This window comes from Peribacillus sp. FSL E2-0159 (assembly GCF_038643155.1).
Taxonomy (GTDB): domain Bacteria; phylum Bacillota; class Bacilli; order Bacillales; family DSM-1321; genus Peribacillus; species Peribacillus simplex.
In genome coordinates this window covers 4,417,112-4,442,753 of record NZ_CP152053.1, presented here as the reverse complement: position 1 = coordinate 4,442,753, position 25,642 = coordinate 4,417,112, and the positions used below count along the sequence as shown (strand labels likewise).

The window sequence follows — 25,642 nt, the reverse complement described above, 5'->3', positions numbered from 1 at the left end:
GCCAGGAATGCCGGTAAAAAGGATTTGCCAGCACCGATAAAGAATATATACTGGATGCTACTTCTATCGAACATCAAGGGGGAATGAAGATGGATTTAAGATACCCGATTGGTAAGTTTCAGTTTGATGGGGAAATTACTGGTGGTGTGGCTGAGGGGTGGATCAACGAGATTGAAGCTTTGCCTGGGATGCTGCGGGAGGCAGTTGGTAAAATGGATGATGAACAGCTTGATACGGCTTATCGGCCTGGAGGATGGACGGTGCGCCAAGTGGTGCATCATGTTGCTGATAGTCATATGAATGCGTTTATTCGCTTTAAATTGGCCCTTACGGAAGAAAGTCCGGTCATTAAACCGTACGAGGAGGGGCAATGGGCAGAGCTGCCTGATTATGATTTGCCGATTGAGGTTTCTCTATCACTAATCGAAAATGTACATATCCGAATGTGCAAACTTTTATCGGGTCTTCATGCAGACGACCTGAGCCGAACATTCATCCATCCTGATTCAGGAGAGGTGACTGTCGGTGAAAATGTTGGCATTTATTCATGGCACGGACGCCATCATCTGGCTCATATTACTTCTTTATCAAAGCGCCAGGGATGGTGAATATAACTATTTCTCCTGAAAGGTTGTGATTACTTTGAATGCTGAGGTGAAAGTCGAACAATTAACATCAATCGAAAACCATCATAATGAACTTTCCGACCTTTTGGTGCATGTTGTGAATGATGGCGCGTCCATTGGTTTTTTACCACCCATGAAACAGTCTGAGGCTAAAGATTATTGGGGGAGTGCCCTAAATCCTGATGTGATTTTGTTTGTCGCGAAATTACAGGGTGAGATAGTCGGGAGCGTACAGTTACATTTATGTTCAAAGCAAAACGGCGGCCATCGTGCGGAAATCGCAAAATTAATGACTCATACTGGTTATCGACGAAAAGGCATAGGACGTTCACTCATGCTAGAGGCTGAGAAGAGGGCCAAGCAGGAGGGACGGACATTATTGGTCCTGGATACAAGGGAAGGTGATCCTTCTAACTCCTTGTATACTTCATTGGAGTATATTCAGGCAGGAAGGATTCCTGATTATGCGAAATCGGCAAATGGTGAATTCCATCCGACCATTTTTTATTTTAAAAATAAGATCGGGTAACGAATCGAATGGGGGGGAATCTAAATGAAAGCTGTAATCGAAAAAGAAGGTAATGGGATTATCGCAAGATTCGATCGCCTGCTTAATCATTCAGTGGAAAAGGTATGGGGTGCTTTAACGGAGAATGATAAGTTGGAAAAGTGGATGTCCAATCTGGAAATAAAGGACCTTCGAAAAGACGGGAACATAAAATTCAATTTCAATGATGGGTCAGGGAAATCTTTTGATATGAAGATAAGGGATTTCCAGGAATCTGCCGTTTTAGATTTTGAATGGGGGGACGGCTGGGTTCGTTTCGAGGTATCCCCTGAAAAGGATGAATGCTCATTAGTATTGAAGGAATCCATCCAGCCGGTTAATGATCATACACCAAAGGATTTGGCAGGCTGGCATGTTTGCCTCGATATGTTGAGTGATTTACTTGATGGTCATCACCAGGACTTTCCAATGGGTGAATGGGAAAAATGGCATATGGAATATACGGCAGCCGTCAAACGATTGGATGGATGAATGGAATGCGGTGGATACAGAAGACGGCCTAAAACCGAAGTGATGCTACTGCTATGAAGGAAGTTTTTTTGTTGATATACCAGTTGGTACCATGTTAAGATGACTTTAACTTATCAGAAATGGAGGTTTTCCTTGTGACATTTATCAGACTGCGTTTCCAATCTTTGAACCGTTAATTGAATACGTTCAAGGGCTCTGCATGTCCGCAGGGTAAATGGGAATGGTCTGTCTATTTTTAAGGAAACCTTCATTTTACGCTTTTGTGAAAAAAGAGGAGACATTCAACCTCTTTTTTTGCTGTCCAGCTGAAGCTGCGGCAACCTTTGTGGATCAAAGGTTTTCGCTAATCCAGTTAATCTTATAAATACGCATCCAAGGTGTTCATTTTGGATACATGTAAAAGGTTGGATCCTCCGTTGTATGACCAAACGAAGGCCAGTGGGAGATTATTTTTATCGTGAAAATAATCATCCTCTCGGGTTTCTTTAGATAGGTTCTGATCCATTTACTCTAAACACAGGCAGATAGCCTGTGTTTTTTTTAGGGCATTAAGAAAAAAATACTAAAAATAGAATGAGGTGTTTGAGAGATGAAATCATTAAATGAACAAGTAACGGACAATTGGAAAAAGAATATCACTCTTTTTCTAGGCAGTCAGACCATATCGCTCTTTGGTTCTTCCTTGGTTCAGTATGCCATCATGTGGTATATCACGTTGAATACACAGTCGGGTGTCATGATGACGATATCCATCGTTTGTGGTTTCGTGCCTACCTTTATACTCTCCCCAATCGCGGGGGTATGGGCAGACCGCTATAATCGGAAGATGCTGATCATCCTTTCGGATTCATTGATTGCCATTTCAACGCTGATATTGGCCATCTTGTTTTTAATCGGCTACGATGAGCTTTGGCTGCTTTTCGTCATGTCCGCTGTCCGGGCGATCGGAACTGGGATCCAGACTCCTGCAGTCGGGGCCATTCTTCCGCAGCTTGTGCCAGAAGATAAGCTTACGAAGGTGAACGGGACAAATGGAAGCATTCAAGCGCTAGTGATGCTCGTTTCACCCATGGTGAGCGGCGCGCTGCTTACGATGGCTTCAATCGAAACCATTTTCTTCATTGATGTGATTACAGCTGCAATTGCCATCTTCACATTGCTGGCATTTTTGAAAATTCCAGCACATGCGAAGGCATTAAAAGAGCAAACAACCAGCTATTTCGCCGATTTGCAAGAAGGATTCAGCTATATCAGGAATCACGAATTTCTTAAGAAGTTTTTTATGTTTTTCGCATTTTTCTTCGTGCTTGCTGCACCTGTTGCATTTCTTACACCGCTTCAGGTCACACGCTCTTTCGGGAATGATGTTTGGCGGTTGACTGCGATAGAAATAACTTTTGCCATCGGTATGATGCTAGGCGGGATTTTCATGGCTTCCTGGGGAGGCTTTAAAAACAAGATCCATACGATGACACTTGCGAGCCTTATAATTGGTGCCTGTACTTTCGCTCTTGGAATCATCCCCGTTTTCTGGATTTACTTGATCATCATGGGGGTAGTCGGGGTGGCGATGCCGATCTTTAATACGCCGTCCACTGTCTTGTTACAGGAGAAGGTCGATGGTGATCTTCTCGGTAGGGTATTTGGTGTTTTAGGAATGATCTCGACTTCGATGATGCCGCTGGGAATGCTTGTATTTGGACCGATATCCGACATCATTAAGATAGAATGGCTGCTTATAGGAACTGGTTTATTGCTGTTCATTCAAGGTTTTTTCCTACTGGGCAGCAAAGTGTTGATCGAAGCCGGAAAACCCATCTCGAAAGATGCCCCCGAGTAATGGTACACAGAACGCCCATGTCAAGATGAAGGACTGGGAGCCTGGCCGGTGTTCCAGCTGATAAGTAGTATATTATGAATATCAAAAGGTATTGGATATTTGGCATCCCTCCAGTTATTTATTTTTGTAGAATGGTTATACCATTAAGGTCATCATAGATTGGCTAAGGAGGAAAAGATGGAATTTTTGGGAAAAGTATTTAATTGGATGGTAGTTATCGGAATGATTCTACTGTTAGGACGACTGCTTACGATGGCGTTTTTATTTCTGGATATTCCATTTACGACCTTTTTTAAGGACTACAGTCTCATTTCGATCATCATTTTAATAATAGGTGCAATTGGTCAGCAATTCACCAAGCCGGATAAAAAGTAAATGAGTTATCACCTTTCCTTTTCATGGAAATGATCAGTTTCGAATCCAAAAGACCGACATATTCTATTGTCGGTCTACAGTTTTTTATATTTAAGAAACGTTCCAGTTGATTTCAGAAATTCGCTCCCTTACCGCCGACTGTCTGCCAAGCCTCATCAAAGCAAGCGTCTGTGGGGTCTCGGCTAGCCAGTTATTCGGCAGGAGTGTCGCAAATTTCTTCAATCTAATGAGGGTTTTAGGAACGGGGGAGGCCACTAAGTGGTTTCCCCTTTTTGTTGTATTGCCATTTTACAACGGGGCATCTCTCTTTAGTGGACAAAATCACACTAGAGTACAAAAGTACAATTTAGAGGGGCTGGTCAAGTATCCATGCTTTTTTTACAAAGGGGAATAATATATAGGAATCGGACAAGTAGGATTCAATGGCTCAAGGCCAAAAAAGCAGGTCATACCAATAACGACGATAGTGACAATGCTCCACCCAGTAATGCACTCGCATCACTCATCACTATCTCCTCATTTTCCATTCCTGCATATCCAAGATTTAATCTGAGTACAGAGATAGATTACTAGATTAAAAATCCTATGGTGCTTCCCAGGATGATGTAAACATGATGTCCATAAAAGGCGGAAAACAACTTGGTTGAGTTAACGATTTGAAGCTTTATAGTAAAACGGTGTATAGGCCATAGATTCATAGAAACGAGGGGAAGGCCATTTATGCTTTCCCCTTATTTACTTCTGCTAGATGATGGGTGATACCAATGGATTCGGGTTCCTGATCAAAAATCCATCGCCTTCATAATCAATTTCCGTTTGATCTGTAAAATGGGAGTCCGATGGGTCGATCAACATTTTTATATCATGTAAAACGAGTATTTCCTCATGCTCCTTTTTAGAGATTGCCAAGCTTAATGTGTAGTTCAACTGGTTACAGCAAGGTCTGTTTATGCCAAACCTCAAATACGTTTCCCCTCCCAAACTATGTTGCATATTTTTAAATGCCTGTTGGGCTTTCTCTGTCATTTTTATCAAAATGTTCACTCCTATATCGTTAACCTCTTCATAAATAGGGCAAGCCGTATGCACGACTTTATCATGACGGGATTCCTATAATCCAACTTTACCCATTTTGCATAAAAAAATAAAACCCTTTAGGAATTCTTCGATTTCCAACTTATCCCGATGAGGTGAAATTTTACAGTATAGGAATATTGATTTATTTTTAGGTGTTTCATTAAACGTGACCAATTTTTTTGAAAAAATAGGCTAAAGGTTTCTCTGTGTTCGTCGATAATATTGTTGGAATGGGCATTAAGATTCATTAATTTAGGTGAATGATAGGATAAAAGATTTATATGGAAGTTGTTCGGATTCTTATGATGGAATTTACTTGGACATCGTAAATTTAAAAATATTTCAGCGTATAAAGGAAGGGTTAAAATGCTTAATGGAAAAATAAGCTGTATGATACTTACATTGGTATTCATGATTAGTTTCACTTTTTTACCTGGCTTAAAGGCCGAGGCTGCAGATCGTACGCATACTGTAATATCTGGTGAAACGGTAGAATCGATTGCCAAGACATATGATATATCGGCTGAGCAATTAATGAAAACGAATGGTTTACCGGATGATAAGTTATTTGCGGGCCAAAAGTTGGCAATCATTCAGACGGCGTATACTCCTTTCAATTACCAATGGTCGGAGAGAGGAAAAAAAATTGCGAACTATGCGAAATCTTTTATAGGGTTTAAAAAGACAGCTGGTGAGGAGACGCCTGAAAAAGGGTTTGATTCGAGCGGATTGATTCATTGGGTGCTTTCCCAGCAAAGTATACCGGTCGACCGTTTGACAGTGGATGGTTTTTATAAACAAGGGATGGATACAGCTACTCCGAAAACTGGGGATATTATATTCTTTCTGGAAAAAGACAGCTTAAAAGTCGTGACTGCGGGTATTTATATCGGCAAAAACCAATTTGTCAATTCTGGATATGGTGCAGAAACGGTTCAGGTGAGATCCACTACAGAAGATTACTTTGCAAAATACCAAGTGGCGTACAAAACATACACGCCTAAAGGAGAGCATATCGTCCAAACGGGGGAAACGCTTAAAAGTATATCTGAGAAATATAGCATTTCCATGAGTACGATCAAAAGCCGTAACGCGTTAAAAACTGATGCGTTGATGCAAGGGCAGTATCTTCAACTATACAGCAACCCGTTATATCCGTTTTATGTAAACCAGGAGGCTGCTTATGATAAAGCATATGATGTCATCAAGTATGCATACACTTTACGCGGATTCACCTATGTTTTCGGGGGGGAAGATCCGATGATCGGAATGGATTGCAGCGGCTTCATTTATTGGGTCATGAAGGAGCAGGGCCTTTCAGTAAAACGAGATTCTGCAGCGGATTACTTCTCATTGGTGCCCAAAATCGAGAATCCAAAGGCAGGGGATTTAGTGTTTTTTAGGGACACAGGAACAAGGCTAGGTGTGACCCATGTAGGTATTTATCTAGGTGATGGCCGTTTTCTCAATACAACGGAAAACACCGGAGTTCATATCTCCAATCTTTCGTCAGGTTATTTTGCCGAGAAATTCGAAAGCTTCGGTCAAGTTGAAAGCCTCATCGAATAAGAAGATCATTCAAGCTGTTTATATGCTAGAGTCGCCTTTTCAATGGCAGTAACGAACCGTTTAAAAAGATCACAGTGATTGATCCGGTTCTTACTGGTAAAGTCATCACCTTTGAAAAAGCTTTTTCTAAGCTTTGTGGAAAGTTCCAATTGCACGCCTGCACCGGTTTTGGTTGTGTTGGTGATGTTGTTTCCTTTCATGCCTGAAAGGTGCTGCGGTGCATGATCAGTTTGAAATCCAGCTTTGTTGAGGCATTGCTGAATAAGGTTCTTATAGGGTTCGTTCTTTCCGCCAATGTAAACTAGTGCATTATGTACGTCGTAGTGGCCATGGATCGAAAGGGTGGTCTGAGCATTCGCTGCCATTGAAACGCCGACCGGTTCATTGAACAATCGGGATGTTATATGGAGGACCTGGTTACCCCTTGGTTTAAGACCTTCAAATAGATATGTGCTTGCACAAAGTCTCTCTCCGAGTGCGGCTGCAATCTCGCTAGTCCCCGGTTCGATGTTCCCGCCATGTATGGCTAGAACTGCGATATCAGGATTCCTTTGATGAACGATGATTCGGTAATCGAGGCCTTCTTGTTCATTTTTCTGCAGTTCAATAAAATCAATATAGCTATTTTCATTCATGGTTATCCTCCGTATCTGTAGCGTATTTCATCTTCCATATCCGTTGACGGCAAAAATAAAAAAAGCGGGGATGCCCCAGCTTTTTTTTATTCTTCGACAGTCGTATATTGTTCTATTTTCTTTTGCTCTTCGGGTGTTAAGGTTTCTGTCCGTTTAAATGTATTCATGGTCACAAGCAGGGCTGCTATTAGAAAAACGGGTATAACCCAGCTTGTTATTTTTTTTACGGTATTCATATTCTAAGTCCCCTTATACATCGCTAGAATTCTTTTGATTATTAGAAAAGAAGGGGCTGGATTGCACTTTTATTGCTGAGCTTTCCAGCTTCCATTTCTTCTTTTATCCCCAGCTCCGGATAATTGTCCATTTTTCTCGTTTTTAACGAGTACTTGAACCCCGCCATAATACATGGGGGAGATCTTCTGGATGACTTCATATCCTGAATCTTCCAATTTGGAAATTATTTCATTCGAAAGCCTGGATTCCGTATAAATCTTCTTTCCATCAAAGACGAACCGATTACGGTCGACGATATCCTGAAATGTGCCTTCATTCTCTGTATAAGAATAAAGGACCTGCATCAATACTTGCGGAATCCTATCACCGCCTGGTGAGCCGATCCCGATCGTTTCCTTCCCTGGTTTCTTGAGAATGGTCGGAGCGGTGAAAGTTCTTGACCGTTTATATGCCTCTTGAGAGTTCAAACCGGACCGGAAATTTTTCAATTGATCGTTAAGGAAAAAACCATTCGTATAGTCACCAGATCCGAAAAAGTTGCTGAGCGTATTTGTTGCGGAAACGACAGTGCCGTACTTGTCCATGATGACAAAGTGTGTCGTACTTTCATGTTCTTCGGAATCATTTGATTCCTTATTTTCCCAATTGCCACTTTTGATCTTACTTTTAAGATTGTTCAAGTGAATGGGGGAGAGCAATTGTTCCGCTTTAGAGTGGCTTATTCCATCCCCGATATGGGCGGACCGATCTTGATAGGCTGTATTTGAGATGCCCCCCAGGACTTTCAAATAAGCAGATCTGCTTGAAGATTCACCGAGGTTCGTTTCCTCGGCGAGCCTTAACATTTCAAGAACTGTAATACCGGAAAAGGGCGGAGGGGCGGTTAAAACGTCATAACCGGCAAATGTTCCTTGAACCGGCCTACGTTCTTTCACCTCATAGCGCTTTAAATCCTTCAAGTCGATGTCTGTTTCTCTTTTAATATCCCGTGCAATTTCCCCTTTATAAAAACCATCAGGACCTTCCTTCTGAACCAATTTTAATGTTTCAGCAAGGTTTTCTTGAATGAGGGTTTTGCCTGGTTCGATGGCATCGCCATCAGGATAAAATAATGAGGTATCGGAAGAAACCCTTGGTTGAGCTGCGGCTAAGCGCGATGATAAAATCTCATCCACTTTAAACCCGTCATCAGCCAAATCAATCGCCGGCTGAAGAAGATCCTCCATCGGTACACTCCCATACTTATCATGGACAACCTGCATGCCGGCCACTAAACCAGGAATCCCCGTATCGTGTCTTGAACTTGGGTCTTCCGGAGAAGATTCACGATAATCGATAAAATTGGGATCGCCGGATTCCGGGTCAATCAGCATACCGCCTCCGCCACCCACGCCAGATCCATAAGGTTCGACTACACCTAATACATAAGATACCGCAATGGCGGCATCCGCCGCCGTACCGCCGTTATCCAATATATCCATCCCGACATCTATTGCGATTGGGTTTGAAGAACTGACCCCATATGATTGTGCACTTTTACTATCTATCGGTTCATTCGTGTCAGAAATAGGGGGTGTCTTCGAGCATCCAGCAATATAAATGAGCATGCTAAGGGAAATGAGCACTTTTCTCGTCATACGGTTAATCATCAGTTGGTCCCCCTTTTCGTTGAACTTCTAAGTTGTGTGTCTTTTTTCTTCACGTAGTCGTACAAAGCGATCCTTACTGAATGGGTTGCATGTCCTGTTGTTTAGCTTGTGCAGCTTTTTTCTCTTGTGCAGCTTTCTTTTCCATTGCTGCTTTCGCTGCTTTTTCTTCTTGCTCACGTTGTGCCTTGTGGTCGATTATCTTCTTGTGATCCAAGGTAATCTCGATGCGATCCTCTTTTTTCGACCATTGGGCTTTTTCACTCGTTTCCTTCGTCAACTGACGGTAAACACGTGATTTGTCGATTGAAGAGGTAGCTGGCCTTGGTGTTGCTTCTTCAATTTGCAATGGAACGACATCGATTGTAGCTTTTCCGTCTTCCGCTAAATGGTATTGAACCATGGCTGAATCCTTTGTGCGTGTCCAGCCTTGATCGAATATGAAATTTCCTAAGCTATAGAAAATGATTCCATCTTTATACACATCAAACGATTGAAGCACGTGGGGGTGATGGCCGATGATGATGTCAGCCCCCGCATCGATGATAGCTTTAGCCAGGTCCTTTTGACGGGCGGTTGTAGATGTTGAATACTCTTGTCCCCAGTGCATATTCACCACAACCAAGTCTGCGTTGCCTTGCTTGGCATCCCTTGCTTTGCCGATCATTTCAAATAATAAATCAGGGTTGGAGTTCAATAGTCCGGCTTTATCATTTTTTGACACGGCATCCTTACCGTAAACATCCGTGAAGCCAAGTGTTGCGACACGTACGCCATTAACATCTGCATAGTCGATGCTATTTTTAGCTTCTGTAGTGTTCGATCCAACACCGACATAATGCATATCCGTACTTTTGAATTCATCAATCGTGTCAAGAAGTCCTTGTTCTTCATAGTCCATCATATGGTTATTGGCCAAAGACATCACAGAGAAGCCAGCATCTTTAACGGCTTGAACACCACTAGTATTGGAGTTTAACCGGATGGGAGTATCTGCTCCCTTGTAGTTAGATACCTCTTCTTTTAAAGCGGTATGTTCATAATTTCCACTGACATAGTCTGAATTGGAAAAATAGGGCTTCATATAACGGAAGAGGTATTCATACCCGTGCTTATCCGTCACTTCTTTAACATACCGTCCCATCATCACATCACCGACCATTGTCATCGTAAATGGTTGATCGGATTTTGAAGCAGTTGTTTTCACTTCCTCAGCCCGTCCCATCCAAGTGGTAATGACTAAAGCGATTAGTAATATAGGTAGTATGATTCCAGTGTATTTAAGATTATTTTTCTTCGTGCGTTTAATAAAGATAAGTGTTTTTTCTTTTGCATTTAAAGTCCGTTTCATTTTTTGCACCTCAGAATAGGTAGTACACGTTCATTAAACCGAAAGTCAAGCCGGATAATAAAAGCGTGCTGCCAAGTGTCAATGGCATTCCTTGTCTTTGAATCGTATTCGCTATCAATCCAGGTACGATTATACCGATTCCCCGAAACTCGAATATTTCAAATGGCATGACGGGGTAGACAAAGTCCAATAGGAGCTTCAAGCAAATCCCTGTCACCATCATGGCTGCGAATTTTCTTCTTCCATATAAAATCACCCATCTTGAAAGGCCGTGAGTGACGATCAAATAAGTTACGACACTAATGATCAGGATGGTAAGCATGATTTCCCATTGGTCAAATACTAATGCCAAATAACCTGGCACGATAAGTCCTGCGGGTACGACACCCGTTTTTTCTGAAAATATAAGGCTAAGCGTAACTCCTAGTACTAGGGCTACATATAAATCCGATCCAAACATTAAGGTTCCTCCTACTTAACTCGCTTTTTGCTTCGTTTTAGATTTCATGAATGCTTCAATTAATGGTTCCGCAGCACCGTGAATATTCCCGACACCGTAGACGATGCGATTTTTCATCAATGGGCGGAGGCGGGCCACGATTTCTTCAGTTGACCAGTTTTCTAAATCCCAATATTCTTTTGTATCCAATTGACCTTGCTCGAATGCCCGAGTGATCGGTGATGTGGTTTCACCTATGGAAATGACGATTTCAGATTTTATGTAAGGCAATACATCTCTAGCAAACTGCTCGGTACGATCCACACGGTCGGGACGGCAATTCATGATGACGATAGGAGGTTCTGTGCTGTATCCGAACGTATTGACACGTTCCCAGATGTTCAGCGTCGATGACGCGTCATTTGCTGCAAAGCCATTGACAAAGAAAGTTGGCTGGATGGGATCTCCGAATTTGGTGATCCGCATGGCACCTGGATCGGGATGTGCATTCAACATGCCGCGAAAAGCTGTTTTTTCATCAATGCCCAAAGCCTCCGCAACGGCCAAGGCCAGTGATGCATTATCGGGAAATACCATATAATCGAATTCGCGTAGGAATTCTTCCGAAATTCTTGAATTGTCTGCAACGATCACTTTTGTGTTGCGTTCTTTGGCAATTTGCTTGAAAAATTCCAAATATTCACTTTCTATGGTTATTAAGTGACCATTATAGGGAATGGTAGCAGTGAAAGCTTCAGCAACCTCATCCAAAGTCGGTCCCATGACATCCATATGATCTTCCAATACATTCACGATGACCCCAATGTTTGCTTGGATCATTTTGTTTTGGAAGATTAGTTGATAGTCAGGCTGTACGGCCATGCACTCACAAACCAGTGCTTCAGTGCCTAAGTCGGCAACTTCTTTAACTACACGCCGTTGTTCTCCTATGTTGGGTCCTTCCGGGCGGCGTACAATCGGTTTTTCCTTGTCGGTAAACCAATAGATCATTCTTGCTGATGTTCCGGTTGTTTTACCTACTGTTTTGTACTTAGCTTCCTGGATCACACCTGTAATCAGGCGCGTTACCGTCGATTTCCCTCGAATCCCATTCACATTCACACGTACCGGGATGGAGTCGAGACGCTTCTGATGGCGTTTTTGTTCGAAAATGCCATAGCCAAGTAAAAAGATCGCACAAATAAATATTGGTGCCATTTTTTAACCTCTCTTTTTTTAAATATTTGATTTACTGAATACACACTACATGATTTTAAACTTAATAGGCAAGAGTCAATTATTCTATCGTAATATAGTTATTATCATCTTTTTCAAATAAATGTATATAGGAGTGTAATAGTATCTAATGGGATAAATTGTTTTATGAGTACAAAGATATGGCTGAAAAACACGTAATTCCTTTGATTATTCACACTAAATTATGGAAAGTTTAATAAAGAGCTATTTTGGTCAGAATCAAAAAGGTTCCATGAGCATTTGAACCCAATTCTTAATGGCTATATTTGAATAATGAATTGTTTTTAAAAGTGAGGTTTATTACAGTTTATTAATTGTTTATACCCATTAGTTGTCATAAACGTAACATTATTTATGGAATTGTCATTCAATGTAAGATATTGCATCTATTGACTCAATTAGTTGGACTCTTTTGAATACAGACAAAGATGAGTAAAAGAACACATCTCTTTTTTAAAATATTTTCCGGTTTTTTCCTTAGGGGATACCCATGGGTCTATAATTGATCTTTTACCTGAAACATGAAATAAACTAAAGTTAACCCATTTTTTTAAAAAAATACCTAGTTTCTTCTATAAATATAGTGTTTATAGAAGAATGAAAAATAAAAAAGCTCAGAAGCATATCTGAGCTTTCGGCTTATCTATTGTAAATGAATGGAATGGTCACGAATCTCCGTTTATTATGGAGATTTAACGTTTGTGGGTCTTGAGCAACAGCATGGTTAGCTGATTATGGAAGGAATCTGGTTAACTTGATTTCTTTCTGTCAGAAATCTCAAGGTTGGAGCCCTTTTTACCGCCATCAATCACATAAAGTCTAGGAGCTAATCTCCTTCTTTCTCCTTGATTGTCAGGATTCATCTTCATATAATTTTCGTATTCTTTGCGAAAGAACTCTTCGGTTTCCCGTTCCAGTGCTTTTCTTTCGTTAAAATCTGTTATGAATTTGAAAAAACGTTTCATATGAATTCCTCCTTATGGGGTTAAAAGGTCTTAGTTTAATAGTAACGTGCCGTGAGTGAAATTTAACCTTTTTTTACAGATTTGGAGTTAGAATCGTGTTTTTTTGTGAATAAAGTTGTGAATGGTTTGATTCGAGAGAAAGCATGCAATGGATCCTTACTGAGCATAAGTGCCCGTGCATGGTGTTGAAAGGAAATGTTGGGATTTGCAGTAGCAGGTATTGGAAGCTATGATTATTTCAGTTAAAATATTCCTTTAGTTATATATATTATACACTAAATATTCTGAAAACAAAGGAAAATATTCACTTCCAGCCGCTTTTGATAGATTTGCTTTTTAATGGTTTATTATTGTGTATAGTTATTTATTCCCCGAATATACGAAAATGAAACAACCCTTATAATGGAAGAAAAAAAGCAATTTCCAGAATTCATGTGACGGGAAATTGCTAGTGTCATAAATGGAACTTCTTGACCTGTTCAGTTAACAGTTCTGCCGAAGATGCAAGTTCACTGGCATGATTCGTGATTTCATCCATTGAAGAACTGGATTGCTGAGCGGAGGCGGAGACTTGTTCGATTCCAGCCGCGGACTCTTCAGAAACCGCTGCGATATCTTCGATAGCCTGATTGATTTTTTTGCTATTTGTAGAGATATAGTTCAATTCGTCTGTTATATGCTGTATTTTCATTTCCATATTTCCGACAGAGTGATTGATTGTTTCAAAGGTTCGGCCTGTGAGCGTAATCTGTTTCGTGCCTTCATCCACTTGTGTATAACCATCTTCCAGAGAGTGGACGACTGTTTTTGAATCCGTTTGAATGGCGGAGACAATATTGGTGAAATCCCCAACGGAGTGTGTGACCTCTTCAGCGAGTTTCCGCACTTCATCGGCGACGACGGCAAAGCCCTTGCCATGTTCACCAGCACGAGCAGCATCTATGGCAGCATTCAGCGCCAATAGATTGGTTTGATTTGATATATCTTTGATGACCTGCACAAGCTGCGAAATTTGCTGTGATTGAGAATCGAGCCCTTTCACTTGCTCTACGGCATTTTTGACAATCCCATCAATACATTGCATCTGTTGGACCGAATTGCGCATTAAAGTGGTGCCCTCCTTGGTCAAGGAAAGGATTTCGGTTGAACTTTTAGCTACATCTACTCCTTCTAAGTGGGCCAGCTCGATCCTGTCGCTGAAATCATCCATCATGCGAACCATATCAGCTGCCCGGTTGGCTTGTGACTCCGAACCCTCCGAAAGTTCATACATCGTAGTTGCTATTTGTTTGCTGCCCTGCTGCACTTCATTTGCTGATTGAGTCAGATCCTCGCTTTGATTGAAAACGGATTGCGATACAACGAGCATTTTTTCGATCGTATCCCGAAGGTTGTTGCTGCTATAAATGTTGAAAGCTCCTAAGATGACGCATAAAGATATAATGAGTGAAAATGCCACCAATACCTTTGCTTTAATGCTTTTCAAATTAATGGACCCCTTTATCGATAATTTATTCACTCTTTTTTATCGGTAAAAATGGGATGTTTAAGCAATGAAAGGATAACCAAATTTTCCATCAGGTTTAATATTCACTAAATATAAACATCTTGATTTCTATTCGTTTTCAAGTTACTATTGACTTGGAAAAATATAATATTCCGCGTTAAGGCGGAAGAGGTTCTAGCTACCCTCTCAAAAAAACTAAGGAGAAACAGTGCTCTATTCTTAGGGTGCTGTTTTTTTCCGTAAAAAGGAGTTTTATAGAAATGAAGAAGAAAGAAAAAGCAGTGGTTGTGTTTAGCGGAGGTCAGGACAGTACGACGTGCCTGTTCTGGGCATTGGAGAGATTTGAGGAAGTGGAAGCGGTGACGTTCGATTATAATCAGCGGCATAGCTTGGAAATCGAATGCGCTCAAAACATTGCCAAGGAATTGGGTGTGAATCATCATATCCTTGACATGTCGCTGCTGAACCAACTGGCACCGAATGCATTGACGAGAAGTGATATTGCAGTGGCGGACGGAGAAGACGGGGAATTGCCGTCGACGTTCGTACCGGGGAGGAATTTGCTGTTCCTTTCGTTTGCCGGAGTGCTGGCGAGTCAGATTGGCGCTAAACATATTGTCACCGGTGTCTGTGAAACGGATTTCAGCGGATATCCTGACTGCCGTGATGTATTCATTAAATCGTTGAATGTGACACTGAACTTGTCGATGGACCAGTCATTCGTGATTGATACGCCGCTAATGTGGCTTAATAAAGAGGAAACATGGGAGCTTGCGGATCAGCTTGGCGCATTCGACTTTGTCCGCGAAAAGACCCTGACTTGCTATAACGGAATCATCTCCGACGGTTGTGGAGATTGTCCGGCATGTAATCTGCGGAAAAAAGGACTGGATGACTATGTAAGCAGACGGAAGGTGCTTTCATGATGTACGGTTTTACTATAGTGGATAAACTCCAAAAAATAGATAAAGATATTCAGCGCAGCCAATTGAAGTATACAAACAAGAGGGTTCTCGTGAGTAAGGAATTCACCTTTGACGCGGCGCACCATCTGCATGACTATGAAGGAAAATGCAAGAACCTGCATGGCCACACGTATAAGGTCATTTTCGGATTGAGCGGGTATACAGATTCACGCGGGTTGATGATAGATTTTGGGGACATCAAGGATATATGGAAAAATGAAATTGAAATCCACCTGGATCATCGTTATTTGAATGAAACCCTGCCGCTCATGAATACAACGGCTGAAAATATGGTTGTCTGGATTTATGAAAAAATGGCCGAAGCCCTTTCATTAAAAGAATATGAGGGTGCTAGAGTCGAATTTGTTCGACTATACGAAACGCCGACAAGCTATGCCGAAGCCAGACGGGAGTGGATGGAAAGTGAGTAAACTCCCGGTTTTGGAAATCTTCGGGCCGACCATCCAAGGAGAGGGAATGGTCATTGGTCAAAAAACCATGTTCGTACGGACTGCCGGCTGCGATTATTCCTGTGCTTGGTGTGATTCCGCATTTACTTGGGATGGCACCGGTAAGGAAGATACAGTCCAAATGACTGCTAGAGAAATATGGGATGAGCTGAAGCGAATTGGGGGTTCCGGTTTTTCCTTCGTGACGATATCAGGCGGAAATCCGGCTCTGCTGAAAAACCTAAACGGCTTGATAGCGATTTTACATGAAAATAAAATGAAAATAGGTGTCGAAACACAAGGGAGCCGATGGCAGGATTGGTTTCTCGATATTGATGAACTGACGATTTCACCTAAGCCGCCGAGCTCTAGAATGAACACGGACTTTACGGTGCTCGACCAAATCATCTCGAACCTTGCCAATCGAAATCCTGAAAACCATGTCTCATTGAAGATCGTCGTCTTTAACGAGGAAGACTATCAATATGCCAAACATGTACATGGGCGTTACCCGGATATTCCTTTTTATCTGCAGGTCGGCAATGACGACAGCAGGACGGCGGATGATCGTCAATTGATCAGCGGTCTATTGAAAAAGTACGAAGAGTTAATTGATAAAGTGATAGCAGATGATGAATTAAATGATGTGAAAGTTCTTCCCCAGCTGCATACCTATATATGGGGTAACAAGCGGGGCGTATAAAGAAGAGAGAGCAGGAGGCAGTGTGATGTTTAATCACACTGCCTTTTATGCTTTTTACAGCCTTTGAATGTGTGTAGCTTTGAAGGATGATGTGTATTTGAGGCCATACCCAAATAAGCGATCCATTCCAATATGTGCGGTCCAAATTAAACCAATCATCAACAATGCATCAGAGTTTAGAAAAATGGCAAGCAATATCATGAAGATGGACAGGGTATAAGTGTGAAATAGGTTATAAACCTTTGCTCCAATTCGATCATTGATCAGATAGGCCAGCATGGAAACATCAGGAGACAAAATCAATAACAGGAAAATCCACCAGCTGAATTCATTTAACGAATAGATGTAAATCACCGCTAAAAGAACCATGAGTCCTTCAATATGAAGGAATTTCTTTACCATTTTAAAACCCCCTAATGTATATTTGACCAATGGTCAATAACGTTCGAAAAAATTATATGATGTTTCCGATGATATTTTTTACATGAAAATAAGCTAAGCCTTTTACATCTTCATAAGATAGTTCAGAATTAATATAAAAAGTGATGAATCCGTGAAGAGAAAGAAAAATCGACCAAATTGATGCAGGATTCAGTTTGTTGTCCGTTAGGTCCGTCAGGGACTGGATTAGCTTTTCGTATGTTTTATTAGAATCGAATTGAAGTAACTGCTGAATTTCTTTTTCCTTCGATAAAAACATGATGGAATAATGATTCTGTTGGGTTAAACCGAACTCCAAGAAGCACAATAAAATCTTTTCCATTTTTACAGAAGGGTCATTTTCCGAAATGGTGATATCATCGATTAAAGTATTTAAAACGGAAAAATCCGTTTTCACCAAACTATAAAATATTTCTGCCTTATTTTTAAAATGATAATAAATGGCTCCATGGCTGCAATCCAATGATTTAGCCAATTGCCTCATTGAGACATTCGAATACCCTAACGTTGCAAAAAGGTTTCTAGCTTCATTCAACACCATGTCCCTGGACAATTCTTTACCTGCCGATTTCCTTGGCGACATCTTAACACCCCCCTTGTTTATTGACCACTGGTTAATAACGATGATAACTCACTGGTTTATAATTGTCAATTATTAGATTATATTATAAATTACTGTTTTTTTAGTGGGAATTTTCCATTTAATGAAATGGATGAAATATCAAGTCCTGTAACAGATAAAAGGAACCAACTATATATGCGCTTGGTTTATATACGTACCATTAATACCCTTATATGTTATTATAAGGGTATCTTTAGGCGTTGGAGGGGACGAATAAATGAAAAAGAAATTCGGTATTTTGGCTTCAATTATCATAGTTTTGACCGGCTATTTTTTATTCACTAAACCGTATAAAGAAAAAACAAAACCTGTAGAAGATATTTTTAAAGTGAATCAACCAGACCAAGTAATAATAAATGAAATGATAACGATAGAAGGTATTGATGAGGTCAATCCAGGTGATATCGATGTGAATGATGAAGAAGATATAATAAAATTGGCAAAAAAGCAATATGAACAAAATGAAATGGGGGAAATAATTTTTACAGAAAAAAATCAGTGAGATCACCTACCTGTAATGAGTAAACTAATGGGAGAGGTGTCGGTTATTGGTAGTTTTGGATAGTATCTATGGGAAACACATTGTAGAGGGAGTTCTTGAAGAGCTAATTCTAAGCAAACCCGTCCAAAGATTGAAGGGTATACATCAAGGCGGGGCAAGTTATTTAGTTAATGAGAAGTGGGATGTCACAAGATTTGACCATTCACTTGGTGTGATGCTTTTAATTAAAGCGCTTGGAGGTTCATTGGAGGAACAAATCGCGGGCTTGCTGCATGACGTATCCCACACTGCATTCTCACATGTTATTGATTTCGTTCTGGATTGTAAGGATGAAGATTATCATGAAAAGATATATGATCAGGTCATTATGGAATCCGAAATCCCATTTATACTGAAGAAGTATGGATATGATTGTGAAGTCATTGTTCAATCAAAATGGGAATTGCTTGAACAGCCAGCACCTGAGTTATGCGCCGATCGGGTAGATTATACTCTCCGGGATATGTATCAATATGGACATATCACAATGGAATACGTTAATGAATTTTTAGACCATATAATCATAATAAAAAATGGAAGGATGTATCTGGATAATATTGAATCTGCGGAATGGTTTGTAAAAACGTATTACAGCGAAGTTATTGATTTTTTCATGAACCCACTTAATATATATGGCTATGATATCTTGGCAAAGACCTTAAAATTGGCTTTAGCTAAAAAACTGATCAGCCTTGATGACTTACTTGGTACAGATGAAGAAGTCTTGTCCTTGTTAAGCTTCACTAAAGACCATGAAGTGCAAAACCTTTTAAAACGGATCCATGGTAACGTAAAGGTGAAAGAAGATCAATTGGACTACGATATACATCGGAAAAATAAAATGCGCCTGATGGATCCTTCCGTTATTCAAGGAACCCAATTAGTAAGAGCATCCAGTTTATCAGAAAAAGTAAAGAAAATGGGAATTGAAGCCTATAAAAAAGCTGCGAAGGGCATATATCTAAAAGTGATTTCCGATTGAATTTCATGTTAAAGAGTACGGAAAGTAAAAAACTCAAGGGTGATATTCATCCTTGAGTTTTTTCTCGGAAACATTTAAAGTCTCTTCCCGTATGCTTTCTTTGACCTTGATTAACAAATGCAGAATTAGGAAAGAAGGTAAGTATTATAAAAAGGACACAACATGCTTAAAAATTAGTGATCTTTCTAAATCTGAACCAGCACCCTTTAAGAATTAAAAAATTATGGATGCTCTCAAAGTATTAACGCCATTTTCTAAATAACCCTTTAAACAGGTTAATGTATATACCCAACCTTCTTTTTGTCCGATCATTTTGTTTATCAATTCGGGGTCGTCCTCTTTCAAACCCGATTCGTTCACTTCAATAATTGTACTCGTTTTATCCAACTCTGTTAGTGTAATGGTAACAACCGTTTCTTGATCAACTTCTCCCCATGAAAACACGATTTTCCTATTTTCCTCGACTTCTAATACATTAATAGCCACTTCAGCATCATATTCGTTGTATCTTAATGTAAGCGTCCTGCCTTGTTCCCATCTTTCAGAACTAGATGAGAACCAAAAGTTCCCGATTTTTTCAGGGTTCACTATGGCTTCAAACACTTCATTAGTAGGTTTAACTATCTTAAATTTCGTAATTATTTGGGTATCCATACTAAATCAACTCCTTCGTTTTGTTTTTATAGTTTTCCACTACCACTTAATTATCCCAATCTACTGATATTGGCGGCAGGGTCCGTCCAGTTTCAAGCAAGCTCTTCAGGTTACTTAGAATTGCTGGCCATCCATTATTCAAGCCTTCAAAGGTATTGTCATCATATACGAAATCTGTCTCCACAAGCTCCTCATGCTTTAGCGTTAACTTCACTGTGGAATCATCCATTGGCTGCAGGACAAAAGTGACCCGAGTAGGATGTTCGCGAGGTGTTTCGTCTCCTGCCATGTTCCAAGTGAACGAGAGCAGGTGTAGCGGCTCACACTTAAGGACATTACCATGATCAGTTATACGCCCATCTTCGAGCAAATATTTAACGCTTGAGCCTTCTTGCCAGTCAGACTGGACTTGGCATCCAAAGTGATATTTCTTCGTGACCTCACCGCTCGTCAGGGCTTCCCAAAGCTTCTCTGGAGTGGTTGCGATATAAATAGGATAGACAAACATTGATTTTTTCATTATTCTTTTCCTCCTCGCGTTTATACCTCATATCAAGATCGTAACATTATTCTATCAATCATTGTCGGCTTTTCATATACAGCCGGTCAAGTAGTTTTCTGCGACAAAAATCGGCAGAGTCATTGCATAGCTAATATCGGATTCATACCATACTCGTTGCATAAAATCTGCCGTATTGAAACTTCTTGATTTCCAATCGCTTTCAAGCTACGATAAATAAGGAAAATGATAATCCGCTTGGGCGGAAGAGGTTCTAGCTACCCTCTCAAAAAAACTAAGGAGAACAGTGCTCTTTCTTAGGGTGCTGTTTTTTCTGTATAAGGAGAATTAAGAAATGTTAAGAATTTTATTGTATTTAGTATCCATCATCACGGCGAATGTGGTTACAGCAGCTTTTGCGCCAATACATTTTGGCATGTTCATCATTCCGATGGGTACATTGTTCATTGGGGGAACCTTCATCTTTCGAGATCTGGTCCAGAATAAATTCGGCCGCGCCAAGACCTATATATGTATCGTCACTGCACTTATTTTATCTGCGTGTGTATCATTCTTATTAGGGGATACGTTACTGATCGTATTTGCTTCCGCTTTATCGTTCGTGGTCGCAGAAACAGCGGATACGGAAATTTATACCCGTTTAAAGCTCCCGATGAGTTGGAGGGTGTTTTACAGCGGGATCGTTGGAGGATTTTTCGATTCGGTGATATTTGTCGTGATTGGCCTAAGTCCACTGGGTGCCAATATATTACCATGGGAAGCAGTACCCGCTGCGGTTATCGGACAAATCATCGTTAAAACTATCATTCAGTCAATCGGTGCCGTACTGTTGGGACGAATCAACGTAGAACTGGAGAAACGTGTAGTCTCCAGTTAAATGCTAGGAGGGATGCACTCGATGGATGGAACCAAAAAAGAAGAAGACAAATGCTATTGCCTCGAGGCCTTTCGTGAAAAATATGGCCCACATGTTCAAGGGGAATGTATGAAGCTCTCCTGCGCCAATTATCGCAAGCATAAAGGAATAGACAAAAAAGGACCTAATTAGGTCCTTTTTTTTGCGTGAACGGAGTAACTCACGAGTAAAATTGCAAAACTCATGAGTAGCCCAAACTCAGCAAAAAATGCTTCCTGCCCCTTTCCAATAATGGGTGCGGGGAGCTTTTTATTTAGTTTAGAATTGCTCTGCGCTTTTACGAACTAAGTTTTCCAGAAAGAAAAAGCATTCTCGTTTCCGCTCAAGTTCGGTTTGTCCATTTTCGGTGACATGATAATATTTCCTGCGGCCTGACTCTGACTCTTTCCAATGGCCTTTTATGAATTCTTTTTTTTCTAACCGTTTAAGGGCGGAGTAGAGTGTGCCTTCACTTATTTGATATTTGCCCATGCTCATTTCCTTCAAGATCTTCGTGATTTCATAGCCGTATAGCCTTTTTTGTGAGAGAAGTGAAAGCAAAAGGAGGTCAATGCTTCCCTTCATTAATTCTTTATCCAAATAAATTCTCCCCCTTTTCATTTTTAAAGTGTAATACGTTTGTACATCGTATCACAAGGTGCATTTTACTTTTCTTAAAAAAAATGGTTAAATGACGATTGCTAAATAATTTTATCCATAGTAAAATGTGCTTCGGAACGGATGAGTTGTGAAGAGTGTGGTAAGGATACTATATACATGATTTACTTGTTTTAATGAAAATTCGGAATAGGATAGAAGATTCCCTACTCAAGGGGTATTAATTGATTTTTTTTCGAAAATCATTTAGATTCTATTTATCAACAAGAGCAAAGAAAGAAGGTCCTAGATAGATGAAAGTGAAAGCACCTGAGTCATTCACTTATAGAGGTGGAAAAAGAGCTGTTCTTTTACTTCACGGGTTTACCGGAAGTACAGGAGATATGAAGAAATTGGGAAAATACTTGAATGATCTCGACTATACTTGCCACGGACCTCTTTATAGTGGGCACGGAGTATCAGCCGAGGAACTTGCAAAAACAGGTCCAAAGGAATGGTGGAAAGACGTAGTTGATGGTTATCAATTCCTTAAAGATGAAGGCTATGAGGAAATTGCTGTTGTAGGAATTTCTTTAGGAGGAGTTTTCTCATTAAAAGTGGGAATTGAATTGCCTGTAACAGGGGTGGTTTCAATGTGCGCTCCGACGCAAGGAAAAAGTATCGATCGACAAAAGAACCGCTTGCTCAATTATGCACAGGCTTATAAGAAGTTTGAGGGCAAAGATGCAGACCAAATTGCTGCAGAAGTGAAGCTGCTTGAAGAAGAGCCTATGCCTCAACTAAAAGATGTGTTGAATATTATAAATGAGACAGGTGAAGATTTAGATTTAATCACATCACCAACTCTTGTTTTACAAGGACGTTTGGATGATCCCGACTATACGGAGAGTGCTACAGCGATTTTCAATGAAGTCGATACGCAGCATAAACACTTGATATGGTATGAAAAATCAGGTCATATCATCACATTGGGTAAGGAACGTGATCAAGTGTATGAAGATGTTTATAAGTTCTTGAATACACTGAATTGGTCGGAGTAATAAGCGAGTTTTCTTGAAGAAGACCGCCGGTTATCATATTATCCCCTTAAAGTTGAACGTGTAAAAGCCCACATTCTTATGTGGGTTTTTCACTATACTTGAGGGGATTTTAGTTTGGCTGCAAAAGTGATTTTGGAAGTGTTCTTACGTATCTATTTGTAGAAAAAAACCTTTAAGTTATCGTTATTATCAAGAGTTGCTAATAAAATATCGTTCACGTCGGCATTATATGTTATCTTAATTCTGTTTTTCAGCCATGCGTCGTCTTTACCGCTACGATTTATTTCTTTAGAATCAATCTTTCCCTCTTTAATGATCGTTTTAGGAAAAGTGAAAGCATTTGTTGCTAGGTGCATATCTGCTGGGGTTACTGCTTCATATTGAGGGTATAAAAACAATGAAATGGTACCACCAGGTTCCCATAGTGCGAGGGCCACTTTTTGAATATCTTCGACTTTTTCTTTTCTTAATTCCGATAATAAAAAATCGATGGAGATTCGGGCCCTTGCTAAGCTTTTGTAAATGATTTGTCCATTTTCGATAAGTGGAAAGGGGGCGGAGTCAAAAAACCTTCGGAGTTTGCCCCACTTAAGACCCGTAAACACACTAATTATATATAAAATCACTAAAACAAAGGTCGTAATCATTGAGCCCTTCAAACCTAACTGTTCATCAGACAAAGGGTGGGCAAGAATGTTTCCAATAATTAATGCCATTATGAAATCAAGTAATCTTAACTGGGAAATGGACCGTTGCCCCATCAATTTAACCGAAAAAAGTAAGAAGAAGAAGGATATGATGGCTCTTAAAGTCCACTGAATTGCAGTAAGAGTTTCCTGGCTATTAAAAAAATCCACAAAAATTCACGTCCTTATTTCCTATAAAGGAGATGTAATAGTTAGTATGATGAATTGAAGCAAGGATTATCACGACTGTGAAGGTTATTTAAAGACCTCTAAAGATGGGGCCGTTTATATTTAAGCAGACTCCTTCATCAGTATTACCCAACATTGGACCCTAGGAGACATTCTTAGCTGTTTTCTAAAAATTTATATTAATATAACAACTTTAAATCGTATTGTAATTAAAAATAAACTGATTTAAAATGATATCTTTCCTGAGAAATTTATTTAAAAAATATCCTTGTATAATATCAGTGATGATGGTCTGATAGTTTCTACCTGGCAGCCGTAATGCCGGACTACAAGGAAGTATGAAAATAGAAGAGATGAACAGGTTTATGTTCGCTTGAAAAAGCTTGATCCACATAACATGTTTCAATGAAGGCTCTTACTTTTTCACACTTTCTTCCTGCGGCTGAAAGTGTGAAAAGGTGAGGGCTTTTTATATAAAAAATATGAATGGGAAATAATATATCCAAAGGGGATGAAATCATGTATTTCTTATTGAATATACTAGGTGTTTTAGTTGTAATGGGAATCGTTTACCTATGTTCACCTAATAAAAGGAACGTTAAGTGGAAAGCCATTCTTACCTTGCTGGTTCTTGAATTTCTTATCACATGGTTCATGTTATCGACTAAAATTGGGGCATGGGTCATCAATCTGATCGCTTCATTCTTCACCTGGTTGATTGAATGTGCAAATGAAGGGATTTCTTTTGTCTTTCCTTCACTTATGGCAAATGAACAAGTGGATTTCTTTTTCAGCGCATTGATGCCAATTATCTTCATTATCACGTTTTTTGATGTCTTATCGTATTTCGGTATACTTACCTGGATCATTGATAAAGTGGGATGGCTCATCTCAAAAGTATCCGGTTTGCCAAAACTTGAGAGTTTCTTTTCGATTCAGATGATGTTCCTAGGAAATACCGAGGCACTTGCCGTACTCCGCCTTCAACTCAGTGCGATTAAGGATCAGCGTCTTTTGACATTTGGAATCATGAGCATGAGTAGCATCAGTGGTTCAATCATTGGAGCCTACCTGTCCATGGTACCGGCAACCTATGTTTTCGTAGCGATACCTTTGAACTGCTTAAATGCCTTGCTGATAGCTAACATGCTGAATCCAGTCGATGTCAGTAAAGAAGAAGACGTCGTTTATGTACCTTCTAAAGAGGAACGTAAAGATTTCTTTTCCACCATTTCCAACAGTATGTTGGTTGGGGCCAAAATGGTCTTCGTCATCATGGCAATGGTTATCGGCTATGTGGCGTTAACGGCCAGCGTAAACGGCATTTTCGGTTTCTTCGTGGATGGATTAACCATTCAAAAGATTTTCTCTGTCATTTTTAGTCCATTTGCATTCCTGCTTGGATTATCTGGACATGATGCCATGTACGTCGCTCAATTGATGGGAATCAAGCTTGCCACAAATGAGTTCGTTGCTTTGCTCGATTTAAAAGATAAAGTCAGTACACTGTCTCCGCATACAGTTGCTGTGGCTGTCACTTATCTGACGTCATTTGCCAACTTCAGTACAGTGGGCATGATTTATGGAACATTCAATTCCATCCTCAATGATGAGAAATCGAACATTATCGGAAGAAATGTTTGGAAGCTTTTGGTTAGCGGGATGGCTGTTTCCTTGCTAAGTGCCATGGTCGTTGGATTATTCGTTTGGTGATTTAAAACATGGGCATCCATTTTTATAAATGGATGCCCTCTTTTGCAAGAAAAAAGCTGTG

At 40.2% G+C, this 25,642-nt stretch carries 31 protein-coding genes and 3 riboswitches; of the genes, 15 read left to right on the top strand and 16 right to left on the bottom strand.

The features are described 5' to 3' along the window. The first annotated feature begins 83 nt into the window (after positions 1–83). The 5 genes from NYE63_RS21720 (at position 84) to NYE63_RS21700 (ending at position 3,880) form a co-directional block, all read left to right on the top strand. On the top strand, positions 84–608 hold the full coding sequence (locus tag NYE63_RS21720) for a YfiT family bacillithiol transferase (protein WP_342602657.1): 525 nt from the start codon (positions 84–86) through the stop codon (positions 606–608). A gap of 34 nt (positions 609–642) precedes the next feature. Continuing rightward, positions 643–1,155, top strand: coding sequence for a GNAT family N-acetyltransferase (locus NYE63_RS21715; protein ID WP_342602656.1), 513 nt, complete (start codon positions 643–645; stop codon positions 1,153–1,155). A gap of 24 nt (positions 1,156–1,179) precedes the next feature. After that, positions 1,180–1,665, top strand: coding sequence for an SRPBCC family protein (locus NYE63_RS21710; RefSeq protein ID WP_342602655.1), 486 nt, complete (start codon positions 1,180–1,182; stop codon positions 1,663–1,665). Positions 1,666–2,254: 589 nt separating this feature from the next. Continuing rightward, positions 2,255–3,505, top strand: coding sequence for an MFS transporter (locus NYE63_RS21705; RefSeq protein WP_342602654.1), 1,251 nt, complete (start codon positions 2,255–2,257; stop codon positions 3,503–3,505). A 177-nt stretch (positions 3,506–3,682) separates the two neighbouring features. Further along, positions 3,683–3,880 (top strand): hypothetical protein, encoded by a 198-nt coding sequence (locus NYE63_RS21700; RefSeq protein WP_148357506.1) that lies wholly within the window; start codon positions 3,683–3,685, stop codon positions 3,878–3,880. Positions 3,881–3,970: 90 nt separating this feature from the next. Here NYE63_RS21700 and NYE63_RS21695 read toward each other — a convergent pair whose 3' ends face one another. Further along, a complete protein-coding gene (locus NYE63_RS21695; RefSeq protein ID WP_342602653.1) occupies positions 3,971–4,135 on the bottom strand; it encodes a hypothetical protein in 165 nt (54 codons plus the stop codon). 489 nt (positions 4,136–4,624) lie between these two features. Then, positions 4,625–4,906 (bottom strand): iron-sulfur cluster biosynthesis family protein, encoded by a 282-nt coding sequence (locus tag NYE63_RS21690; RefSeq protein WP_342605840.1) that lies wholly within the window; start codon positions 4,904–4,906, stop codon positions 4,625–4,627. A gap of 417 nt (positions 4,907–5,323) precedes the next feature. Between NYE63_RS21690 and NYE63_RS21685 the strand changes: the two genes are divergently transcribed. Continuing rightward, complete coding sequence (locus NYE63_RS21685) at positions 5,324–6,526, top strand: NlpC/P60 family protein (RefSeq protein WP_342602652.1); 1,203 nt, start codon at positions 5,324–5,326, stop codon at positions 6,524–6,526. Between the two features lie 5 nt (positions 6,527–6,531). Here NYE63_RS21685 and NYE63_RS21680 read toward each other — a convergent pair whose 3' ends face one another. The 8 genes from NYE63_RS21680 to NYE63_RS21645 all read right to left on the bottom strand — a co-directional run bounded on the left by NYE63_RS21680 (position 6,532) and on the right by NYE63_RS21645 (position 14,542). Next, positions 6,532–7,161 carry a poly-gamma-glutamate hydrolase family protein gene (locus NYE63_RS21680; protein ID WP_342602651.1) on the bottom strand — a complete coding sequence of 210 codons (630 nt, stop codon included), beginning with the start codon at positions 7,159–7,161 and terminating at the stop codon, positions 6,532–6,534. An 86-nt stretch (positions 7,162–7,247) separates the two neighbouring features. Then, positions 7,248–7,397 (bottom strand): CapE family protein, encoded by a 150-nt coding sequence (locus tag NYE63_RS21675; RefSeq protein WP_342602650.1) that lies wholly within the window; start codon positions 7,395–7,397, stop codon positions 7,248–7,250. A gap of 69 nt (positions 7,398–7,466) precedes the next feature. After that, complete coding sequence (locus tag NYE63_RS21670; protein WP_342602649.1) at positions 7,467–9,047, bottom strand: gamma-glutamyltransferase; 1,581 nt, start codon at positions 9,045–9,047, stop codon at positions 7,467–7,469. A gap of 73 nt (positions 9,048–9,120) precedes the next feature. Next, positions 9,121–10,395, bottom strand: coding sequence for a CapA family protein (locus NYE63_RS21665; protein WP_342602648.1), 1,275 nt, complete (start codon positions 10,393–10,395; stop codon positions 9,121–9,123). 10 nt (positions 10,396–10,405) lie between these two features. Continuing rightward, positions 10,406–10,855 (bottom strand): poly-gamma-glutamate biosynthesis protein PgsC, encoded by a 450-nt coding sequence (gene pgsC, locus NYE63_RS21660; protein WP_063232582.1) that lies wholly within the window; start codon positions 10,853–10,855, stop codon positions 10,406–10,408. Between the two features lie 15 nt (positions 10,856–10,870). After that, positions 10,871–12,052: a poly-gamma-glutamate synthase PgsB gene (gene pgsB, locus NYE63_RS21655; protein WP_342602647.1), complete on the bottom strand. Its 1,182-nt coding sequence runs from the start codon at positions 12,050–12,052 to the stop codon at positions 10,871–10,873. A gap of 788 nt (positions 12,053–12,840) precedes the next feature. Continuing rightward, entirely contained in the window at positions 12,841–13,056 is a 216-nt protein-coding gene (locus tag NYE63_RS21650; RefSeq protein ID WP_342602646.1) for a hypothetical protein, read from the bottom strand. A gap of 454 nt (positions 13,057–13,510) precedes the next feature. Next, positions 13,511–14,542 carry a methyl-accepting chemotaxis protein gene (locus NYE63_RS21645; RefSeq protein WP_342602645.1) on the bottom strand — a complete coding sequence of 344 codons (1,032 nt, stop codon included), beginning with the start codon at positions 14,540–14,542 and terminating at the stop codon, positions 13,511–13,513. A 183-nt stretch (positions 14,543–14,725) separates the two neighbouring features. Then, positions 14,726–14,768, top strand: a riboswitch (PreQ1 riboswitch). Positions 14,769–14,823: 55 nt separating this feature from the next. Between NYE63_RS21645 and queC the strand changes: the two genes are divergently transcribed. Genes queC through queE form a run of 3 tightly spaced genes read left to right on the top strand, consistent with a single transcriptional unit; the run spans position 14,824 to position 16,680 of the window. Then, positions 14,824–15,489 carry a 7-cyano-7-deazaguanine synthase QueC gene (queC, locus tag NYE63_RS21640; protein WP_141992897.1) on the top strand — a complete coding sequence of 222 codons (666 nt, stop codon included), beginning with the start codon at positions 14,824–14,826 and terminating at the stop codon, positions 15,487–15,489. After that, positions 15,489–15,959, top strand: coding sequence for a 6-carboxytetrahydropterin synthase QueD (queD, locus tag NYE63_RS21635; protein WP_342602644.1), 471 nt, complete (start codon positions 15,489–15,491; stop codon positions 15,957–15,959). Before queC ends, queD begins: the two co-directional genes overlap by 1 nt. After that, positions 15,952–16,680, top strand: coding sequence for a 7-carboxy-7-deazaguanine synthase QueE (gene queE, locus NYE63_RS21630; protein WP_342602643.1), 729 nt, complete (start codon positions 15,952–15,954; stop codon positions 16,678–16,680). The genes queD and queE overlap by 8 nt, the downstream gene beginning before the upstream one ends. 54 nt (positions 16,681–16,734) lie before the next feature. Here the strand turns inward: queE and NYE63_RS21625 are convergent, their stop codons facing one another. Then, positions 16,735–17,082: a DUF4260 domain-containing protein gene (locus NYE63_RS21625; RefSeq protein ID WP_098373641.1), complete on the bottom strand. Its 348-nt coding sequence runs from the start codon at positions 17,080–17,082 to the stop codon at positions 16,735–16,737. A gap of 52 nt (positions 17,083–17,134) precedes the next feature. Further along, a complete protein-coding gene (locus NYE63_RS21620) occupies positions 17,135–17,704 on the bottom strand; it encodes a TetR/AcrR family transcriptional regulator (protein WP_098373642.1) in 570 nt (189 codons plus the stop codon). Positions 17,705–17,960: 256 nt separating this feature from the next. Here NYE63_RS21620 and NYE63_RS21615 point away from each other — a divergent pair, with 256 nt between their 5' ends. Beyond that, positions 17,961–18,245 (top strand): hypothetical protein, encoded by a 285-nt coding sequence (locus NYE63_RS21615; RefSeq protein WP_342602642.1) that lies wholly within the window; start codon positions 17,961–17,963, stop codon positions 18,243–18,245. A gap of 46 nt (positions 18,246–18,291) precedes the next feature. Continuing rightward, a complete protein-coding gene (locus NYE63_RS21610) occupies positions 18,292–19,266 on the top strand; it encodes an HD domain-containing protein (protein WP_342602641.1) in 975 nt (324 codons plus the stop codon). Between the two features lie 213 nt (positions 19,267–19,479). On the opposite strand, the gene NYE63_RS21605 is transcribed toward NYE63_RS21610, so the two are convergent. Both NYE63_RS21605 and NYE63_RS21600 read right to left on the bottom strand, forming a co-directional pair. Next, the gene (locus tag NYE63_RS21605) at positions 19,480–19,920 is read right to left on the bottom strand and encodes an SRPBCC family protein (protein WP_342602640.1); all 441 of its coding nucleotides are present in this window, start codon (positions 19,918–19,920) and stop codon (positions 19,480–19,482) included. 46 nt (positions 19,921–19,966) lie between these two features. Further along, complete coding sequence (locus NYE63_RS21600) at positions 19,967–20,440, bottom strand: SRPBCC family protein (RefSeq protein ID WP_342602639.1); 474 nt, start codon at positions 20,438–20,440, stop codon at positions 19,967–19,969. 241 nt (positions 20,441–20,681) lie between these two features. Continuing rightward, positions 20,682–20,724: riboswitch (PreQ1 riboswitch) on the top strand. A gap of 50 nt (positions 20,725–20,774) precedes the next feature. Here NYE63_RS21600 and NYE63_RS21595 point away from each other — a divergent pair. Next, positions 20,775–21,317: a VUT family protein gene (locus NYE63_RS21595; protein WP_342602638.1), complete on the top strand. Its 543-nt coding sequence runs from the start codon at positions 20,775–20,777 to the stop codon at positions 21,315–21,317. A gap of 21 nt (positions 21,318–21,338) precedes the next feature. Further along, positions 21,339–21,488, top strand: coding sequence for a hypothetical protein (locus NYE63_RS21590; RefSeq protein ID WP_155726451.1), 150 nt, complete (start codon positions 21,339–21,341; stop codon positions 21,486–21,488). Between the two features lie 126 nt (positions 21,489–21,614). Here NYE63_RS21590 and NYE63_RS21585 read toward each other — a convergent pair whose 3' ends face one another. Then, positions 21,615–21,935, bottom strand: coding sequence for a PadR family transcriptional regulator (locus NYE63_RS21585; RefSeq protein WP_342602637.1), 321 nt, complete (start codon positions 21,933–21,935; stop codon positions 21,615–21,617). A gap of 311 nt (positions 21,936–22,246) precedes the next feature. Here NYE63_RS21585 and NYE63_RS21580 point away from each other — a divergent pair, with 311 nt between their 5' ends. Further along, complete coding sequence (locus tag NYE63_RS21580) at positions 22,247–22,993, top strand: alpha/beta fold hydrolase (protein WP_342602636.1); 747 nt, start codon at positions 22,247–22,249, stop codon at positions 22,991–22,993. Between the two features lie 152 nt (positions 22,994–23,145). Here the strand turns inward: NYE63_RS21580 and NYE63_RS21575 are convergent, their stop codons facing one another. Continuing rightward, the gene (locus tag NYE63_RS21575; protein ID WP_342602635.1) at positions 23,146–23,850 is read right to left on the bottom strand and encodes a YetF domain-containing protein; all 705 of its coding nucleotides are present in this window, start codon (positions 23,848–23,850) and stop codon (positions 23,146–23,148) included. A gap of 266 nt (positions 23,851–24,116) precedes the next feature. Further along, positions 24,117–24,217, top strand: a riboswitch (purine riboswitch). Between the two features lie 170 nt (positions 24,218–24,387). Here NYE63_RS21575 and NYE63_RS21570 point away from each other — a divergent pair. Beyond that, positions 24,388–25,581, top strand: a complete 1,194-nt coding sequence (locus NYE63_RS21570) for a nucleoside transporter C-terminal domain-containing protein (RefSeq protein ID WP_144477206.1) — start codon at positions 24,388–24,390, stop codon at positions 25,579–25,581. Positions 25,582–25,642 lie beyond the last annotated feature (61 nt).

Bases quoted from the DNA above. Each gene is read 5' to 3' on its own strand.
- NYE63_RS21600 (WP_342602639.1), bottom strand. From the start codon at position 20,440: ATGAAAAAATCAATGTTTGTCTATCCTATTTATATCGCAACCACTCCA.
- NYE63_RS21620 (WP_098373642.1), bottom strand. From the start codon at position 17,704: ATGTCGCCAAGGAAATCGGCAGGTAAAGAATTGTCCAGGGACATGGTG.
- NYE63_RS21690 (WP_342605840.1), bottom strand. From the start codon at position 4,906: ATGACAGAGAAAGCCCAACAGGCATTTAAAAATATGCAACATAGTTTG.
- NYE63_RS21680 (WP_342602651.1), bottom strand. From the start codon at position 7,161: ATGAATGAAAATAGCTATATTGATTTTATTGAACTGCAGAAAAATGAA.
- pgsB (WP_342602647.1), bottom strand. From the start codon at position 12,052: ATGGCACCAATATTTATTTGTGCGATCTTTTTACTTGGCTATGGCATT.
- queC (WP_141992897.1), top strand. From the start codon at position 14,824: ATGAAGAAGAAAGAAAAAGCAGTGGTTGTGTTTAGCGGAGGTCAGGAC.
- NYE63_RS21615 (WP_342602642.1), top strand. From the start codon at position 17,961: ATGAAAAAGAAATTCGGTATTTTGGCTTCAATTATCATAGTTTTGACC.
- NYE63_RS21720 (WP_342602657.1), top strand. From the start codon at position 84: ATGAAGATGGATTTAAGATACCCGATTGGTAAGTTTCAGTTTGATGGG.
- NYE63_RS21675 (WP_342602650.1), bottom strand. From the start codon at position 7,397: ATGAATACCGTAAAAAAAATAACAAGCTGGGTTATACCCGTTTTTCTA.
- NYE63_RS21665 (WP_342602648.1), bottom strand. From the start codon at position 10,395: ATGAAACGGACTTTAAATGCAAAAGAAAAAACACTTATCTTTATTAAA.
- NYE63_RS21705 (WP_342602654.1), top strand. From the start codon at position 2,255: ATGAAATCATTAAATGAACAAGTAACGGACAATTGGAAAAAGAATATC.
- NYE63_RS21710 (WP_342602655.1), top strand. From the start codon at position 1,180: ATGAAAGCTGTAATCGAAAAAGAAGGTAATGGGATTATCGCAAGATTC.
- NYE63_RS21590 (WP_155726451.1), top strand. From the start codon at position 21,339: ATGGATGGAACCAAAAAAGAAGAAGACAAATGCTATTGCCTCGAGGCC.
- NYE63_RS21625 (WP_098373641.1), bottom strand. From the start codon at position 17,082: ATGGTAAAGAAATTCCTTCATATTGAAGGACTCATGGTTCTTTTAGCG.
- NYE63_RS21570 (WP_144477206.1), top strand. From the start codon at position 24,388: ATGTATTTCTTATTGAATATACTAGGTGTTTTAGTTGTAATGGGAATC.
- NYE63_RS21670 (WP_342602649.1), bottom strand. From the start codon at position 9,047: ATGATTAACCGTATGACGAGAAAAGTGCTCATTTCCCTTAGCATGCTC.
- NYE63_RS21605 (WP_342602640.1), bottom strand. From the start codon at position 19,920: ATGGATACCCAAATAATTACGAAATTTAAGATAGTTAAACCTACTAAT.
- NYE63_RS21700 (WP_148357506.1), top strand. From the start codon at position 3,683: ATGGAATTTTTGGGAAAAGTATTTAATTGGATGGTAGTTATCGGAATG.
- NYE63_RS21650 (WP_342602646.1), bottom strand. From the start codon at position 13,056: ATGAAACGTTTTTTCAAATTCATAACAGATTTTAACGAAAGAAAAGCA.
- queD (WP_342602644.1), top strand. From the start codon at position 15,489: ATGTACGGTTTTACTATAGTGGATAAACTCCAAAAAATAGATAAAGAT.
- NYE63_RS21580 (WP_342602636.1), top strand. From the start codon at position 22,247: ATGAAAGTGAAAGCACCTGAGTCATTCACTTATAGAGGTGGAAAAAGA.
- NYE63_RS21595 (WP_342602638.1), top strand. From the start codon at position 20,775: ATGTTAAGAATTTTATTGTATTTAGTATCCATCATCACGGCGAATGTG.
- pgsC (WP_063232582.1), bottom strand. From the start codon at position 10,855: ATGTTTGGATCGGATTTATATGTAGCCCTAGTACTAGGAGTTACGCTT.
- NYE63_RS21685 (WP_342602652.1), top strand. From the start codon at position 5,324: ATGCTTAATGGAAAAATAAGCTGTATGATACTTACATTGGTATTCATG.